Origin of the sequence: Streptomyces sp. A0642, from assembly GCF_004795105.1 — a bacterium.
GTDB lineage: Bacteria > Actinomycetota > Actinomycetes > Streptomycetales > Streptomycetaceae > Streptomyces.
In genome coordinates this window covers 455,522-472,589 of sequence record NZ_SSBL01000004.1, presented here as the reverse complement: position 1 = coordinate 472,589, position 17,068 = coordinate 455,522, and the positions used below count along the sequence as shown (strand labels likewise).

Annotated in this window: 15 protein-coding genes and 1 riboswitch; of the genes, 12 read left to right on the top strand and 3 right to left on the bottom strand. The window is 69.4% G+C overall.

Annotation, left to right across the window (positions count from 1 at the left end; all coding sequences use genetic code 11):
* Nucleotides 1–221: 221 nt before the first annotated feature.
* The 10 genes from E6R60_RS11590 (at nt 222) to E6R60_RS11545 (ending at nt 10,245) form a co-directional block, all read left to right on the top strand.
* Nucleotides 222–830, top strand: a complete 609-nt coding sequence (locus E6R60_RS11590; protein WP_136326381.1) for a CDP-alcohol phosphatidyltransferase family protein — start codon at nt 222–224, stop codon at nt 828–830.
* 110 nt (nt 831–940) lie between these two features.
* Complete coding sequence (locus E6R60_RS11585; protein WP_136326380.1) at nt 941–3,436, top strand: mannose-1-phosphate guanyltransferase; 2,496 nt, start codon at nt 941–943, stop codon at nt 3,434–3,436.
* Between the two features lie 152 nt (nt 3,437–3,588).
* Nucleotides 3,589–4,515: a DUF881 domain-containing protein gene (locus E6R60_RS11580; protein WP_136326379.1), complete on the top strand. Its 927-nt coding sequence runs from the start codon at nt 3,589–3,591 to the stop codon at nt 4,513–4,515.
* Entirely contained in the window at nt 4,512–4,844 is a 333-nt protein-coding gene (locus tag E6R60_RS11575) for a small basic family protein (protein ID WP_040019805.1), read from the top strand. The genes E6R60_RS11580 and E6R60_RS11575 overlap by 4 nt, the downstream gene beginning before the upstream one ends.
* Nucleotides 4,845–4,942: 98 nt before the next feature.
* Nucleotides 4,943–5,641 carry a DUF881 domain-containing protein gene (locus tag E6R60_RS11570; protein ID WP_240802513.1) on the top strand — a complete coding sequence of 233 codons (699 nt, stop codon included), beginning with the start codon at nt 4,943–4,945 and terminating at the stop codon, nt 5,639–5,641.
* Between the two features lie 190 nt (nt 5,642–5,831).
* Nucleotides 5,832–6,620 (top strand): FHA domain-containing protein, encoded by a 789-nt coding sequence (locus tag E6R60_RS11565; protein WP_136326377.1) that lies wholly within the window; start codon nt 5,832–5,834, stop codon nt 6,618–6,620.
* Nucleotides 6,621–6,636: 16 nt separating this feature from the next.
* Nucleotides 6,637–7,380 (top strand): MerR family transcriptional regulator, encoded by a 744-nt coding sequence (locus E6R60_RS11560; RefSeq protein WP_136326376.1) that lies wholly within the window; start codon nt 6,637–6,639, stop codon nt 7,378–7,380.
* 53 nt (nt 7,381–7,433) lie between these two features.
* Nucleotides 7,434–7,907, top strand: coding sequence for a bifunctional nuclease family protein (locus E6R60_RS11555; protein WP_006123076.1), 474 nt, complete (start codon nt 7,434–7,436; stop codon nt 7,905–7,907).
* A gap of 167 nt (nt 7,908–8,074) precedes the next feature.
* Nucleotides 8,075–8,692 carry a MerR family transcriptional regulator gene (locus E6R60_RS11550; RefSeq protein WP_136326375.1) on the top strand — a complete coding sequence of 206 codons (618 nt, stop codon included), beginning with the start codon at nt 8,075–8,077 and terminating at the stop codon, nt 8,690–8,692.
* Nucleotides 8,693–8,784: 92 nt separating this feature from the next.
* Nucleotides 8,785–10,245, top strand: coding sequence for a DNA polymerase IV (locus E6R60_RS11545; RefSeq protein ID WP_136326374.1), 1,461 nt, complete (start codon nt 8,785–8,787; stop codon nt 10,243–10,245).
* Here the strand turns inward: E6R60_RS11545 and E6R60_RS11540 are convergent.
* Complete coding sequence (locus tag E6R60_RS11540; protein ID WP_136326373.1) at nt 10,170–10,538, bottom strand: PRC-barrel domain-containing protein; 369 nt, start codon at nt 10,536–10,538, stop codon at nt 10,170–10,172. The two genes, E6R60_RS11545 and E6R60_RS11540, sit on opposite strands and share 76 nt — an antisense overlap.
* Before the next feature lie 113 nt (nt 10,539–10,651).
* Nucleotides 10,652–10,748: riboswitch (glycine riboswitch) on the top strand.
* Nucleotides 10,749–10,940: 192 nt separating this feature from the next.
* Here E6R60_RS11540 and gcvP point away from each other — a divergent pair.
* Entirely contained in the window at nt 10,941–13,829 is a 2,889-nt protein-coding gene (gene gcvP / locus E6R60_RS11535; RefSeq protein ID WP_136326372.1) for an aminomethyl-transferring glycine dehydrogenase, read from the top strand.
* 84 nt (nt 13,830–13,913) lie between these two features.
* Here gcvP and E6R60_RS11530 read toward each other — a convergent pair whose 3' ends face one another.
* Nucleotides 13,914–14,120 (bottom strand): DUF5999 family protein, encoded by a 207-nt coding sequence (locus E6R60_RS11530; protein ID WP_136326371.1) that lies wholly within the window; start codon nt 14,118–14,120, stop codon nt 13,914–13,916.
* A 333-nt stretch (nt 14,121–14,453) separates the two neighbouring features.
* Complete coding sequence (locus tag E6R60_RS11525) at nt 14,454–15,047, bottom strand: hypothetical protein (RefSeq protein WP_136326370.1); 594 nt, start codon at nt 15,045–15,047, stop codon at nt 14,454–14,456.
* Between the two features lie 476 nt (nt 15,048–15,523).
* Here E6R60_RS11525 and E6R60_RS11520 point away from each other — a divergent pair, with 476 nt between their 5' ends.
* Entirely contained in the window at nt 15,524–17,029 is a 1,506-nt protein-coding gene (locus E6R60_RS11520) for a glutamate-cysteine ligase family protein (protein ID WP_136326369.1), read from the top strand.
* Nucleotides 17,030–17,068 lie beyond the last annotated feature (39 nt).

Genomic DNA, 17,068 nt, shown 5'->3' with positions numbered 1-17,068 from the left:
CCCGGAAGCTAAGCCTTTCAGCGCCGATGGTACTGCAGGGGGGACCCTGTGGGAGAGTAGGACGCCGCCGAACTCCTTTTGATAGTTAAGCCCCGTGCCCTTGTGGCACGGGGCTTTTCTGCGTTCCCCCACCGCCCCTGGCACCCCTGTGTCCCTGCCGGCCGGGGCTGAGGGTAGGGTCAGGGGGCATCATTGGCACGTTCCTCACAGGAGGCCCCCGGGTGGAGGTCCAGGAGACCCGCGTTCAGACGGACCGGGTACTCACCATCCCCAACATCCTCAGCATGGCTCGCCTCGTGGGCGTGCCCGTCTTCCTGTGGCTGATTCTCCGTCCCGAGTTCGGCGGGCCCCAGAGCGATGGCTGGGCGCTGCTTGTCCTGATGTTCAGCGGCGTGAGTGATTACCTCGACGGTAAGCTCGCGCGTCGCTGGAACCAGATCAGCAGCCTCGGGCGGCTGCTTGACCCGGCTGCCGACCGTCTCTACATTCTTTCCACCCTCGTGGGACTGACCTGGCGCGAGATCCTCCCGCTGTGGCTCACCGCCGCACTCCTCGCCCGCGAACTGATGCTTCTGGTGATGGTGGCAATCCTGCGCCGTCACGGCTATCCGCCGCCCCAGGTGAACTTCCTGGGGAAGGCGGCCACGTTCAACCTGATGTACGCATTCCCCTTGTTGCTGCTCAGCGACGGAAGTGGTTGGCTGGCATCGCTGGCCACTATTTTCGGATGGGCGTTCGCAGGATGGGGTACAACCCTCTACTGGTGGGCAGGAATCCTCTATGTGGTTCAGGTCCGCCGGCTGGTCAAGGCGGACGCAGTAGCCGATTGAGCTCGTTGAAGCGGGGCGCGCGACGTGGCCGCCCCGCGGTTGATGACATGTATGTCGCTCCGGCGGGCGAAGTCGGCTAGACCGTCGTCTGACAGGAGGACGTTTCCGACATGAAGGCCGTCGTGATGGCAGGTGGTGAAGGCACTCGCCTTCGCCCCATGACCTCAAGCATGCCCAAGCCTCTCCTTCCCGTAGCCAATCGGCCGATCATGGAGCACGTGCTTCGCCTGCTCAAACGTCATGGACTCAACGAGACGGTGGTGACCGTCCAGTTCCTTGCCTCGCTCGTGAAGAACTACTTCGGGGACGGCGAAGAGCTCGGGATGGAGCTCAGCTATGCGAACGAGGAGAAACCGCTCGGTACAGCGGGCAGTGTGAAAAATGCCGAAGAGGCATTGAAGGACGACACCTTCCTCGTCATTTCCGGTGACGCGCTCACCGACTTCGACCTCACCGACCTCATCGCCTTCCACAAGGAAAAGGGCGGACTGGTCACGGTCTGTCTCACTCGTGTGCCGAACCCCCTGGAATTCGGCATCACCATCGTGGACGAGGCGGGCCAGGTCGAACGGTTCCTGGAGAAGCCCACCTGGGGCCAGGTCTTCTCGGACACCGTGAACACGGGCATCTACGTCATGGAGCCCGAGGTCTTCAACTACGTTGAGGCCGACGTCTCCGTGGACTGGTCCGGCGATGTCTTCCCGCAGCTCATGAAGGAAGGCAAGCCCATCTACGGCTATGTCGCCGAGGGCTACTGGGAAGACGTGGGCACCCACGAGAGCTATGTGAAGGCCCAGGCGGACGTGCTCGAACGCAAGGTCGACGTCGAGATCGACGGCTTCGAGATCTCCCCCGGTGTCTGGGTGGCCGAAGGGGCCGAAGTGCACCCCGACGCGGTACTCCGGGGCCCGCTGTACATCGGTGACTACGCCAAGATCGAGGCCGGCGTGGAGATCCGGGAGGACACGGTCATCGGGTCGAACGTCGTCGTGAAGAGCGGCGCCTTCCTCCACAAGGCCGTGGTCCACGACAACGTGTACATCGGTGATCACAGCAACCTTCGAGGCTGCGTGATCGGCAAGAACACCGACATCATGCGTGCCGCCCGGATCGAGGACGGGGCGGTCATCGGCGACGAATGCCTCGTCGGCGAGGAATCGATCATTCAGGGCAACGTCCGCGTCTACCCCTTCAAGACCATCGAGGCCGGCGCGTTCGTCAACACCTCGGTGATCTGGGAGTCGCGCGGACAGGCCCACCTCTTCGGCGCACGCGGGGTCTCGGGAATTCTGAACGTCGAGATCACGCCGGAACTGGCGGTCAGACTCGCCGGGGCCTACGCGACGACGTTGAAGAAGGGCTCGACCGTCACCACGGCGCGTGACCACTCCCGTGGCGCGCGGGCGCTCAAGCGGGCGGTGATCTCGGCCCTGCAGGCCAGTGCCATCGACGTCCGTGACCTCGAGAACGTACCGCTGCCCGTGGCCCGCCAGCAGACGGCGCGGGGCAGCGCCGGCGGCATCATGATCCGCACCTCGCCGGGTGTCCCCGACTCCGTCGACATCATGTTCTTCGACGAGCGTGGAGCGGACCTCTCCCAGGCGCAGCAGCGCAAACTGGACCGGGTCTACGCCAGGCAGGAGTACCGCCGCGCGTTCCCGGGCGAGATCGGCGACCTCCACTTCCCGTCCAGCGTGTTCGACTCGTACACGGGATCCCTGCTGCGGAACGTGGACACGGTCGGGATCGCCGACGCCGGGCTCAAGGTGGTCGTCGACGCGTCCAACGGCAGCGCGGGGCTTGTGCTCCCCAGCCTGCTGGGACGGCTCGGTGTCGATGCGCTGACCATCAACCCCGGCCTCGACGAGTCCCGGCCCACCGAGTCGGCGGAGACGCGGCGGTCCGGACTGGTCCGGCTCGGGGAGATCGTCTCCTCGGCGAGGGCCGCGTTCGGCGTTCGCTTCGACCCGGTCGGTGAACGGCTCTCCCTCGTCGACGAGCGGGGCAGGATCGTGGAGGACGACCGTGCCCTGCTGGTCATGCTCGACCTCGTCGCGGCGGAACGCCGCAGCGGACGGGTGGCGCTGCCCGTCACGACCACGCGCGTGGCCGAGCAGGTGGCCGCGTACCACGGCACCCAGGTCGAGTGGACGATGACGTCGCCCGACGACCTGACCCGGGTGGGACGAGAAGAAGGCACCATCTTCGGTGGAGACGGACGCGGCGGGTTCATCGTTCCCGAGTTCAGCAGCGTCTTCGACGGCGCCGCCGCCTTCGTGCGGCTCATCGGACTGGTGGCCAGGACGCAGCTCACGCTCAGCCAGATCGACGCGCGCATCCCGCGCGCCCATGTGCTGCGGCGTGACCTCGCGACCCCGTGGGCCGTCAAGGGGCTGGTGATGCGTCGTGTGGTCGAGGCCGCGGGCGACCGCGACGTCGATACGACCGACGGTGTACGGGTCGTCGAGGCCGACGGCCGATGGGTGATGGTGCTGCCGGACCGTGCCGAGGCGGTGACCCACCTGTGGGCGGAAGGACCGGACGACGCCTCCGCCCAGGCGCTCCTGGACGAATGGGCCGCCATCGTCGACAGCGCAGGTCAGTGAGGTGACCGGATGCCGGGGCGGTCGAAAGGCGCCGCCCCGGCATCCGGCCCTGCCCCTGTGATGCGGTGCGGCTGAGGGAGCCGCCGGGCCGCTTCCGGCGCAACGGTGGGGCCATTCGGCGGTAGCCGCCGCGACATGCGACGATGTGCGGCATGCCGCAGCAGCCCCCCGATCGGCGTACGAGCGCCACACCGCCCCCGCGCCCCGACGCGTCCATGTCGCTGCTGACCAATGTGATGGACCACAGCCTGGACGACGGGTATGCCGAGGCGTCGGCGCGTCGGGCAGCCGACGGTCGTGCCGGGACGCCCCGGACCCTCAAGGCGAAGCTCGGCTTCGCCGCGTGCCTGGTGCTGGCAGCGCTCGTGGTGACGCTCGGTGCCGCTCAGGCGCGGGTGGCCGCGCCCGTCCTGGCCAAGGAACGCGAAGAGCTCATCGACCGGATCGACGCGGAGACCTCGACGGCCGACACCCTCGAGGCGCAGGTGGAGGAGATCCGCGACGACGTGGGCCGGCGCCAGCGCAAGGCCCTGGAGAAGCACGGCGGTGACCAGGCCGAACTGGTGGCACTGCTGTCCGGGGCGACACCTGTGCAGGGTCCAGGGGTGAAGCTCGTCGTCGACGATGCGAAGGACACCGACCAGGGCGGTGGCGGGCCCCGGGAGAGCACCGGGTTCTCCGACACCGGGCGGGTCCGCGACCGGGACATGCAACGGGTCGTCAACGGGCTGTGGCAGTCGGGCGCCGAAGCGATCGCCATCAACGGACAGCGGTTGACCGCCCTGTCGGCGATCCGGGCCGCCGGCGACGCCATACTGGTCGACAACAAGCCGCTGGTGCCGCCGTACACGGTGCTCGCGGTGGGGGACGGGAAGAAACTCGGCGCCGCCTTCCAGGACAGTGCCGACGGCCAGTACCTGCAGGCGCTGAAGGACACCTTCGACATCCGGACCAGCCTCTCCGTCCAGGAGAAGGTGAGCCTCCCGGCCGCCCCGAGCCTGATCGTACGGACAGCAGAGCCTTATAAGGCCGCAGACACCGGCAGTGGTGCGGCAGACACAGGGAAGGGCACATCGTGATCGCCGTACTGGGCCTCGTCGTGGGAGTCGTGGTCGGACTGTTGGTCCGGCCCGAAGTGCCGGCGGTGGTCGAGCCCTACCTCCCGATCGCGGTCGTGGCCGCTCTGGACGCCGTCTTCGGTGGTCTGCGGGCCATGCTCGACGGAATCTTCGTCGACAAGGTCTTCGTGGTCTCGTTCCTCTCGAACGTGGTCGTCGCCGCCCTGATCGTCTTCCTGGGCGACAAGCTGGGCGTGGGAGCGCAGCTCTCCACCGGCGTGGTCGTCGTCCTCGGCATCCGGATCTTCTCCAACGCCGCCGCGATCCGCCGTCACATCTTCCGGGCCTGACGCCGATGAGCAACGACGCATTCCGCGGCGACCGCGGCGACCGCGCCGAGTCCGGCGAGCAGGCAGCCTCCCAGGAGGTGACAGGGCGCCAGCGGCTGATGGCCGGAATCTGGCCGCCCCGGGTCACCCGCGCCCAACTCATCGTCGCGGTCCTGCTGTTCGTCCTCGGCCTGGGGCTCGCCATCCAGGTGCGGTCGAACAGTGACAACAGCGCCCTGCGCGGCGCCCGCCAGGAGGACCTCGTCCGCATCCTCGACGAGGTGGACGACCGTACGCAGCGGCTGGAGGACGAGAAGCAGCGTCTCGTCGACCAGCGCACGGAACTGGAGAACAGTTCCGACCAGGCGGAAGAGGCGCGGAAGCAGACGGTGGAGAAGGAGCGCCAACTGGGCATCCTCGCGGGTACGGTGGCGGTGCACGGCCCCGGGATCACTCTCACGATCAACGATCCCGGTGGCGCGGTGCAGGCCGACATGCTGCTCGACGCCCTTCAGGAGCTCCGGGCCGCGGGCGCCGAGGCGATCGAGGTCAACGGCGTGCGCGTGGTGGCCAATACGTACTTCTCCGGGGACGGGGGCGCCGTCAAGGTCGACGACCGCAAGATCTCCGCTCCGTACGTCTTCAAGGTCATCGGCAAGCCGCAGGATCTCGAACCGGCGCTGAACATCCCCGGCGGGGTCGTGCAGACGCTGGAGAAGGAGCAGGCCACGGTGCACGTGGCGCAGTCCGACGACATCGTCGTCGACGCCTTGCGACCGGCGGAGCGGCCTGACTACTCTCGGTCGTCGGCCCAGTGAACCCGGGACGCGTGGACGTCGCAGGACACGGGCACGAGGTTGCGGGGGGTCGCCGCATCGTAATGGCGGTGCGTGGTGGAAACTGTCGAGTGGATACGGACGTTGTGAAGATGTCCGGGTCGGCAGGTGTGTTCATTCAGGGTTCGTCCTGCCCCACGGGCGGGTCTGTTTCGGTCAAGGGGAATCGCCCGTGAAGTTGTTTGGGAAGTTGTTCGGCAAGAGCGCTCGCGATGAAGCCGCACGCCATCGCGCGCCGCGTCATGGCCAGACCGAGGAACAGGGTGGCGAGCGCCCCCTCTTCCGCGATCAGGTGACAGGTCTGGAGGGTGACAATTCGGGTGGTTCCGGCGCGTCGTCTGTTGACCCTGCCGGTCCCGGCCGCATAGGTTTCGGAGACCCGTCGACCTCAGGTACGGGTGGAGGGTTCGCCCCGAGGCAGGAGGCTTCGTCCATGCCGGTCTGTACGAGGTGCGGGCACCGCAACGCCGAGGCCAGCCGTTTCTGCTCCAACTGTGGTGCTCCGCTGCGGGGCGGCGTTCCCGAGCGGGCTTCGGAGACGACGTCGACCATCTCCATCTCGGGCCTGGAGGCCTACGAGGCGGAGGCGACCGGACAGACGTCCGTGCCGTCGCTCTCGCCCGAGGCGCAGGCCGCCGTGGACGCCCTGCCGCTCGGTTCGGCGCTCCTGGTGGTGCGAAGGGGGCCGAACTCGGGCAGCCGCTTCCTCCTGGACAGCGAGCTGACCACGGCCGGCCGCCACCCGCAGAGTGACATCTTCCTCGACGACGTGACGGTTTCGCGTCGCCACGTGGAGTTCCGCCGGAGCCCCGACGGCAGCTTCACCGTGGGGGATGTCGGCAGCCTCAACGGCACCTACGTCAACCGTGAGCGCATCGACTCCGTCGCGCTGTCCAACGGCGACGAAGTGCAGATCGGCAAGTACCGGCTGGTCTTCTACGCGAGCCAGCGCGGCATCTGACCTGTCAGGAAGGTCCATGCTGAGAACACCGACGGGCGGTGCCGGCCACGGCACCGCCACCGCCGACGACCGCCCGATGAGCATCGGCACGGTGCTCCTGCAGTTGCGGGACGAGTTCCCCGAAGTCACGATCTCCAAGATCCGCTTCCTGGAGGCCGAGGGGCTCGTCGAGCCGCAGCGGACGCCTTCCGGCTACCGGAAGTTCCGTCCCGAGGACGTCGAGCGGCTGGCTCAGGTGCTGCGGATGCAGCGGGACCACTATCTGCCGCTGAAGGTCATCCGGGAGCACCTGGACGCCCTCGCCCGCGGGGAGCAGCCGAACCTGCCGGCCGCGGGCGGCGAGCCGGAGCCGGCCGACGGCGGCTGGACCGGGGGGACCGGGCGGCCCACCGCCGCCCGTATCGGCCGTGCCGAGCTCCTCGCTGCCGCCGAGGTGACCGAGAGCGACCTCGACGCCTGGGAGTCGTACGGTCTGGTGGCGCCGTCGGCGGGAGGCGGTTACGACGCCGAGACCGTCACCATCGCCAGGCTTGTGGCGGATCTGGGGCGATTCGGTCTGGAACCGCGCCATCTGCGCGCGATGCGAGCGGCCGCCGACCGGGAGGCCGGACTGATCGAGCAGGTCGTCGCACCCTTGCGGCGGCACCGGAATCCGCAGACCAGAGCCCATGCGGAGGCCACGGCGAAGGAGCTCGCCGAGCTGTCCGTACGGCTGCACGCGGCGCTCGTCCAGACCGCTCTGCAGATCCGTCTGCACTGATCCCGGCGGGGCCCGACTACCCAAACCTGCCGAGCACGTCCTAGGGTTGCTGTGTGAACGAGCTCGACGTAGTGGGTGTCCGGGTGGAAATGCCCTCCAACCAGCCGATCGTGCTCCTGCGTGAAGTGGGAGGCGACCGGTACCTCCCCATTTGGATCGGTCCTGGTGAGGCGACCGCGATCGCCTTCGCTCAGCAGGGCATGGCTCCGGCCAGGCCGCTGACCCATGATCTCTTCAAGGATGTGCTCGAGGCCGTGGGCCAGGAGCTCACTGAGGTCCGGATCACGGATCTGCGCGAAGGGGTCTTCTACGCGGAGCTGGTCTTCGCCAGCGGGGTCGAAGTGAGTGCGCGGCCTTCCGACGCCATAGCGCTCGCCCTGCGCACCGGCACGCCGATCTACGGCAGTGACGGGGTGCTCGACGACGCGGGAATCGCGATCCCCGATGAGCAGGAGGACGAGGTGGAGAAGTTCCGCGAGTTCCTCGACCAGATCTCACCGGAGGACTTCGGCACGAACAGTCAGTGACGTCCCCGAGGGGCACGGCCGGCGCATCCGACAAGCCCTTCCCGGTAGTGAGTCACGGGAAACCACCCTCAGGGTGATTATCACTCGGCGTGCCGAGTGTGGCGATCGTTGACGCACCCCGGGCGACTGCCTACCTTCGAGTGGGCAGGTCAAGGACGGAGGTCGGCGTGAGAAGCAGCGGCGACGGTACGGCAGTGGGCGGGCCGTATCCGCAGCAGGGGAGTACAGCCGACCACACCATCAGGCAACCGGTTGCGCCGGATGCGGTGGCGGGGGACGGCGTGACATCGGCCGACGAGATCGGGTACCGCGGGCCGACGGCATGCGCGGCGGCGGGGATCACCTACCGGCAGCTCGACTACTGGGCCCGCACGGGCCTGGTGGAGCCGAGTGTCCGCCCGGCCTACGGGTCGGGCACACAGCGGCTCTACAGCTTCCGGGACGTCGTCCTGCTGAAGATCGTGAAGCGTTTCCTCGACACCGGGGTGGCCCTTCAGAACATCCGCACCACGGTGCAGCACCTGAGAGCCCGCGGCTTCCAGGACCTCGGGCGCATGACGCTGATGAGCGACGGGGCGACCGTGTACGAGTGCTCCTCGCCCGCTGAGGTCGTCGAGCTGCTCCAAGGGGGCCAGGGAGTCTTCGGCATCGCCGTCGGCGTGGTGTGGCGGGATGTGGACGCCGCGCTGTCCCAGTTGCACGGGGAGCGTGTGGACACCGGCGAGACGTTGATCGGCAACAACCCGGCCGACGAGCTCGCCCGCCGGCGCAACCGGGCGGGCTGACCGGGCGAGAGGGCGGCCGGCCCAGGGAAACCGGGGCCGGCCGGCCGCTGCCACGGGGCGGCTGTCAGTGCCGTAGGGCACCATCGGTTGTTGTGAGAGCCGCGCCCACCATCCTGCATCTGGACATGGATGCCTTCTACGCGTCTGCGGAGCAGGCGGCGAAGCCGAGCCTGCGCGGAAAGCCGGTCGTGGTGGGCGGACTAGGTCCCCGCGGGGTCGTCGCCACCGCCTCCTACGAGGCACGGCGTTTCGGGGTGCACTCGGCGATGCCGATGGCGCAGGCCAGGAGGCTGGCGCCGAACGCGGCCTATCTCGTGCCCCGCTTCACGCTCTACCGGACCGTGAGCGAACAGGTCATGGAACTGCTGGGCCGCCTCTCACCCCTTGTGGAACCGCTCAGCCTCGACGAGGCCTTCGTCGACCTGGAGGCGGGCGGGACGGCGGACGACACGGCCTCGGCGATGGAGATCGGCGAGCAGCTGCGCGGGGCGATCGAGGCGGTCACGGGGCTCAGCGCCTCCGTCGGGCTCGCGGGCTCCAAGATGCTGGCGAAGATCGCCTCCGAGGAGGCGAAGCCCGACGGCATCCTCCTGATCGAGCCCGGCACGGAACGGGCGCTGCTCGCGCCCATGTCGGTGCGCATCCTGCCCGGAGTCGGCCCCGCCACCGCGGACCATCTGCGCCGGGCCGGCATGACCACGGTCAACGACCTCGCCGAGGCGGGCGAGGCGGAGCTCGTACGGCTCCTGGGCAAGGCGCACGGCAGCTCCCTGCACCGCATGGCGTCCGGATACGACGACCGGCCCGTGGTCGCCGAACGCGATGCCAAATCCGTCTCCGTCGAGGACACCTTCGACACGGATCTCCACGACCGGGTCCGGGTGCGGACCGAAGTGGAGCGCCTGGCCGACCGATGCGTCCAGCGGCTGCGGGGCGCCGGACGGTCGGGCCGCACGGTGGTGCTGAAAGTGCGCCGCTACGACTTCTCGACCCTCACCCGCTCCGAGACGCTCCGGGGCCCCACCGACGACCCCGCGGTCGTCAGGGAGGCCGCTGGGCGGCTTCTGGAGGCCGTGGACACGACCGGGGGCGTCCGCCTGCTCGGCGTCGGCGTCACCGGCCTCGCCGACTTCACCCAGGAGGACCTGTTCGCCCAGGCCGCCGGTGAGCGGACGGCCGCCGAAGCCCCGGCCGCCGCCGGGCCGGACGCGGACGCCGCCGCGGACGCGGGCGGGGCCCGGGATGAGGAACCCGCGCAGGAGAGCCCGGAGCAGCTCGCCGCGCGGCGCTGGCCGGCCGGGCACGACGTACGCCACGACACCTATGGGCACGGCTGGGTGCAGGGGAGCGGCGTCGGGCGGGTGACGGTGAGGTTCGAGGAACCGGAATCGGCGCCCGGCCGGGTCCGCACGTTCCGTATCGACGATCCGGAGCTGCGGCCGGCCGATCCGCTGCCACTCGTACGGAACCCGGTGGACTACTCGTCCTGGCCGGCCAGGCTGCCGAAGTCGCGGTCGGGCGCCGTCTCGGCCGGCGCCGAGTCCAGACCGTAGTGCCGGTAGAGCTGGAGTTCCTGTTCCGGCGAGAGATGACGGCCGACGCCGAAGTCGGGTGCGTCCTTGATCAGGGCGCGGTCGAAGGGGATGCGCAGCGTGTCCTCGACGAATTCGCTGGGCTCCAGCGGGACGAAGGCGTCCCGGCTGAACAGACCGGTGCGCACGGCCGCCCATTCGGGGACCCCGGTCGCGTCGTCGAGGTACACCTCGTCCACGGTTCCGATCTTGGTGCCCTTGCGGTCGAACGCCTTGCGGCCGATCAGGCTGCGCGGATCGATGTCGGTCTGCACGGTCCCTCCCACGGGTCGTGGCCACTCCACAGGCACTACAGAAGTGCACATCCGTGACGTCGGCCACTCGAGATCTCCCTCGCGTACCCCGCTGGTAGGCTTGCCATGGCTGCTGATCCCGTGCGGGAGAGTCCTCCGGAGGTGTTCCGGAGGCGCCGAAGGAGCAAATCCTCCCCGGAATCTCTCAGGCCCCCGTACCGCACGGACTAGGTCACTCTGGAAAGCAGGGCGGGTTCGCACGGCCACGGCCGGGGCGGATCTCTCCCTCACCGACGGTGAAAGCCGGTGCGCCCCGCGGGCACCGGTGAAGCTCTCAGGTTGAGATGACAGAGGGGGAGGCCGTTCGGGCACCCCGCGCCGTGGTGCCCCTCGCAGGTCGTGACAGACCAGGAGGCCTCCACCATGACCCCCCGTCGCACTTCGCTCTCCCAGCTGGAACAGGGAATCCCGTTCGAGCAGCGCCACATCGGTCCCGATGCCGAGGCACAGGCGAAGATGCTCGCCCAGGTCGGTTACGGCTCGCTCGACGAGCTCACCGCCGCCGCGGTGCCCGACGTGATCAGGAGCGCCGAGGCCCTGAACCTGCCGACCGCCCGTACCGAGGCCGAGGTCCTCGCGGAGCTGCGCCTGCTCGCCGACCGCAACCAGGTCCTCGCCCCGATGATCGGGCTCGGCTACTACGGCACGTTCACCCCGCCGGTGATCCTGCGCAACGTGATGGAGAACCCCGCCTGGTACACGGCCTACACGCCGTACCAGCCGGAGATCTCCCAGGGCCGCCTCGAAGCCCTCCTGAACTTCCAGACGATGGTCGCCGACCTCACGGGGCTGCCCACCTCCGGCGCCTCGCTGCTCGACGAGGGCACCGCCGCCGCCGAGGCCATGGCGCTGGCCCGGCGCGTCGGCAAGGTCAAGCAGGGCGTCTTCCTGGTCGACGCGGACACCCTGCCGCAGACCGTCGCCGTCATCGAGACCCGTGCCGAGCCGACCGGCGTCGAGGTCGTCGTCGCGGACCTCAGCGACGGCATCCCCGCCGCGATCGCCGAGCGCGGCGTCTTCGGTGTGCTGCTCCAGTACCCCGGGGCCTCCGGAGCCGTACGGGACATCAAGCCCGTCATCGAGCAGGCCCACGGACTCGGGGCGATCGTCACCGTGGCCGCCGATCTGCTGGCACTCACCCTGCTCACGTCCCCCGGCGACCTGGGCGCCGACATCGCCGTCGGCACGACGCAGCGCTTCGGCGTCCCGATGGGCTTCGGCGGACCGCACGCCGGCTTCATGGCCGTGCGGGAGAAGTTCGCGCGCAGCCTCCCCGGCCGCCTCGTCGGCGTCTCCGTGGACGCGGACGGAAACAAGGCGTACCGGCTGGCCCTGCAGACGCGCGAGCAGCACATCCGCCGCGAGAAGGCCACCAGCAACATCTGTACCGCGCAGGTGCTGCTCGCCGTGATGGCCGGTATGTACGCCGTCTACCACGGCCCCGACGGCCTGCGGACGATCGCCCGGCGCACCCACCGCTATGCGGCCATCCTGGCCGAGGGCCTGCGGGCCGCCGGTGTCGACGTCGTGACCGGTTCCCACTTCGACACGCTCACCGTCCGGGTGCCGGGCAAGGCCGCCGCCGTGGTCGCCGACGCCCGTGAGCGTGGGGTCAACCTGCGGCTCGTCGACGCCGACCTGGTCTCGCTCGCGTGCGACGAGACCACGACCCGCGCCCAGGTCGCGGCCGTCTGGGCCGCGTTCGGCGCCGACGGAGACGTGGAGGCGCTGGACGCCACGACCGCCGACGCGCTGCCCGAGGGGCTGCTGCGCACCGACGCGATCCTCACCCACCCGGTCTTCCACCAGCACCGGTCCGAGACCGCGATGCTGCGCTACCTGCGCAAGCTCGCCGACCGCGACTACGCGCTGGACCGCGGCATGATCCCGCTCGGCTCCTGCACCATGAAGCTGAACGCGACCGCCGAGATGGAGTCGATCACCTGGCCCGAGTTCGGCGCGCTGCACCCGTTCGCGCCGGCCGAGCAGGCCGAGGGCTTCCTGACGCTCATCCGCGAGCTGGAGGAGCGCCTCGCGGAGGTCACCGGCTACGACGCGGTCTCCCTCCAGCCGAACGCCGGCTCGCAGGGCGAGTTCGCGGGGCTGCTGGCCGTGCGCGCGTACCACCGCGCCAACGGCGACGAGGGCCGGACCGTCTGCCTGATCCCCTCCTCCGCCCACGGGACCAACGCCGCGAGCGCCGTGATGGCGGGTATGAGGGTCGTCGTGGTGAAGACCGCCGACGACGGCGAGGTCGACATCGACGACCTCCGCGCCAAGATCGCGCAGTACCGCGACGAGCTCGCCGTGCTCATGATCACCTACCCGTCGACCCACGGCGTCTTCGAGGAGCACGTCGCCGACATCTGCGCCGAGGTGCACGACGCCGGCGGTCAGGTCTACGTCGACGGCGCCAACCTCAACGCCCTCGTGGGCCTCGCCAAGCCGGGTCACTTCGGCGGCGACGTCTCGCACCTGAACCTGCACAAGACCTTCTGCATCCCGCACGGCGGCGGCGGCCCCGGCGTCGGCCCCGTCGGTGTGCGGGCGCACCTGGCGCCGTACCTCCCGAACCACCCGCTGCAGCCCGCGGCCGGACCGGAGACCGGCGTCGGACCGATCTCCGCCGCCCCGTGGGGCTCGGCCGGCATCCTCCCGATCTCCTGGGCCTACGTACGCCTGATGGGTGGCGAGGGCCTCAAGCGTGCGACGCAGGTCGCGGTACTCGCGGCCAACTACATCGCCAAGCGCCTGGAGCCGCACTACCCGATCCTGTACAACGGCCCGGCGGGACTGGTGGCGCACGAGTGCATCGTGGACCTGCGGCCGATCTCCAAGGCCACCGGCGTCAGCATCGACGATGTCGCCAAGCGCCTGATCGACTACGGCTTCCACTCGCCGACCATGTCGTTCCCCGTCGCGGGGACGCTCATGATCGAGCCGACCGAGAGCGAGGACCTCGCGGAGCTGGACCGCTTCTGCGACACGATGATCGCCATCCGCGGCGAGATCGAGAAGGTCGCCGCGGGCGAGTGGAGCGCGGACGACAACCCGCTGGCCAACGCCCCGCACACGGCGGCAGCGCTGGGCGGGGAGTGGGAGCACGGCTACAGCCGCGAGGTGGCCGTCTTCCCGGCCGGGGTCTCGGCCGCCGACAAGTACTGGCCGCCGGTGCGCCGCATCGACGGGGCGTTCGGTGACCGCAACCTCGTCTGCTCCTGCCCGCCTCTGGAGGAGTACGACAACAACTGACGCCGGATCACACGGCGGGGCGCGCATACGCGTGGGGGCCGGTGCGGAGACTTCTCCGGGCCGGCCCCTTTTCCGTACGGCCGCTCAGGCCGCCTTCACCACCCGGCCCGTTCCCAGCGGCCGGTGCGGGGCGATGATCTGCCCGTCCGGAAGCAGCTCACCGGTGTCCTCGAAGAGCAGGACTCCGTTGCACAGCAGGCTCCAGCCCTGTTCCGGGTGGTGCGCCACCAGACGGGCGGCTTCCCGGTCGGCTGAGTCGGCTGTCGGGCAGGGTGGCTGGTGCTGACACATGGATGGGTTCTTTCGCTGCGTTGAGTTGAGTGTCCTGCGGCTTGAAGAGGTGTTCACGGCCGCCCCCCGTATCGATCGGTCCGGTCCCAGTGTTGCCCCACGGACGTCAATCCGCAGGGATTTCGCAGCAGCGCTCCTTCTCCTCCCATGACGCATCACCCGCCCGGACGGTTCAACGCAACTGCACTGTCACTTCGGGTGGTTCGGGGGTGGCCGGATGGGGCTAGTCCGGATGGGCAGATGTGGCCCCGCCCGATGGCACTGCGCCCTGTCACCCGATCCGGCGGGATCGGGTGACAGGGCGCAGTGCCATCGAGTGAGGGGAACCGGGGCTCAGGCGGGCGAGCCGAGCAGGGGACCGGGGCCGGGTGCGATACGGGTGGTGATCACGGGCAGTAGATCAGCGACGCGGTGCGGACGGTGTGCCGCGATACCGGGAGGAGCGGGTGCCAGTGGTACGAGCAGATCGGCCGGGGCCGGCGAGCCGCCGGACGCGTCGGCTTCGATGTCCTCGTGCAGCCACAGCGCCAGCATGTAGAGGTCCGGAATGGACAGGAGTCTCGGCTGGTAGGCCGTGGCCGCCGCTTCCGCCTGGCGCAGGGCCAGTTCCGTCGAGCCGATGTACGGGCCTTCGAAGAAGTGGGAGAAGGCCCAGCCGTCCGGGGTGAGCATCGTGTCCGCCGCGGCGACGGCCCGCTCCGCGCTGCGGATCTGGAAGCGCCATCCGGCGAGCCGGGTGGCGGGTCCGAGTCCGCCCGGCCCGCCTCGGTCCAGTACGTGCACGGGAAGCGGATGTTCGGCGCTCAGGGGTCCCACGGCGGACCGCAGAGCGGGGGTGCGGGCCTCGCGGACCGCACTCGGTGAACCGAGCGCCGCGAGAACGCTGCGCAGAGCGGGCGCGGGGGCCGGGGGTACATGCAGCGGCATAGTGGGTCGCCTCTCACTTCGGAGACACGGTGGAGCGGGGCGGGTGCAGACGGCGCTGTCGGCGTGCGGGGCCAGAGGAGGCCGGTGACTGGGCCGGTGCGTCAACTCTCTGCCTCGTCCGCGGAGTTTATACGACACGTGTTCACGCGGTGTTTCCACTAGCCGCCACGGCTATTGCCGGCAAGGCGGTATCCGGACTTTATTATGCGGAGATTATGCTGATTCGCTGTGACGGCGCAGCCACCGCCTCGGGTTTTTCCCGCGCTGCGGTAGGCTGAAACGTGCCGACGCTTTCCCTGCGTGCCGCACGGGGAATCTGCTCAGTGCGTCATGCCGAGTGAATGTGCCCCCGGCCTCGGCCATCAGATTAGCGGGTGCGCGGTGTCCGCGGGGCGTTATGGATCTCTCCGTCTGGGCATTATCGATCGTGACACGAGCGGCCCGGGGCGGCTGCCCACCCGAGGAGGGATACTTCGATGGGGGAGAAGGTCGTTGCGGGCGCCTTTGACCTGTCCGGCCGGGAGGCGTACCGGAGGAAGCTCCACCAGTGCCTGGAGGCGCTGGCGAGGCTCCTCGCGGAGCGGAGGTTCGACCGGCCGCGCAACCTCATGGGCATGGAGATCGAGCTGAATCTGGCCGGCGCCGACGGTATGCCGAAGATGTTGAATGGGCAGGTGCTGGAGCGCATCGCCAGCCGCGATTTCCAGACGGAACTGGGGATGTTCAATCTCGAAGTGAACATAGTTCCACACAATCTTTCAGGGCGTGTTCTCGATCAACTGGCCGAAGAGCTGAGAACCGGTCTCGGATATGCCGACCGCAAGGCGGCCGAGGTCGGCGCCGGGATCATGATGATCGGAATACTTCCCACCCTCGGGCGCGAGGACATGGTCCGGTCCAACCTCTCCGACGTGGACCGCTACGCGCTGCTCAACGATCAAATGGTGGCGGCGCGGGGCGAGGATTTCTCCCTGGATATCGAAGGCGTGGAGCGACTGGTCTGTACGTCCGGGTCGATCACGCCGGAGGCGGCCTGCACCTCGGTGCAGCTCCATCTGCAGGTGACGCCGGAACGGTTCGCGGACGTCTGGAACGCGGCCCAGGCCGTCGCGGCGGTCCAGGTGGCCCTGGGAGCCAACTCCCCCTTCCTGTTCGGCCGGGAGCTGTGGCGGGAGTCGCGGCCGCCGCTCTTCCTGCAGGCCACGGACACTCGGCCGCCGGAACTCCGGAACCAGGGGGTGCGGCCGAGGACGTGGTTCGGTGAGCGGTGGGTCGACTCCGCCTACGAACTCTTCGAGGAGAACCTCCGGTACTTTCCGCCGCTGCTGCCCATCTGCGACGAGGAGGATCCGCTGCGGGTCCTCGACGAGGGCGGAGTGCCGGGGCTCCAGGAACTCGTCCTGCACAACGGCACGGTCTACCGGTGGAACCGCCCCGTCTACGGGCTGGCGGACGGGGTCCCCCATCTGCGGGTGGAGAACCGGGTGCTCCCCGCGGGGCCGACCGTCGACGACGTGATGGCCAACACCGCGCTCTACTACGGACTCGTACGGGCTCTCGCCGAGGAAGCGCGACCGGTGTGGACCAGGATGCCCTTCACCGCCGCGGCCGAGAACTTCGAGACGGCCTGCCGCCAGGGCATCGACGCCGAACTGCTCTGGCCCCGGCCCGGCCGTTCCGGCGGCCTCACCCGGGTGCCCGCCGTCAAGCTGGTGCGGGACGAACTGCTGCCGCTGGCCGCCGCCGGCCTCGACGCCTGGAACATCGAGCCGGCGGACCGGGACCGCTACCTCGGGATCATCGAGGAGCGCTGCAGGCGGCGGATGAACGGGGCGTCCTGGCAGGCGGACACCTATCACCGGGCGCGGGACGCGGGCCTGGGACGGGACGAGGCGCTGGCCGCCATGACCCGCCGGTACGCGGAGCTGATGCAGGCAGGTGAGCCCGTGCACACCTGGCCGGTCGACGTCCCCGCGAGCTGAGGCGGGCTGCGCCTCGCGGGGGACCGGTTGTGCTGCCAG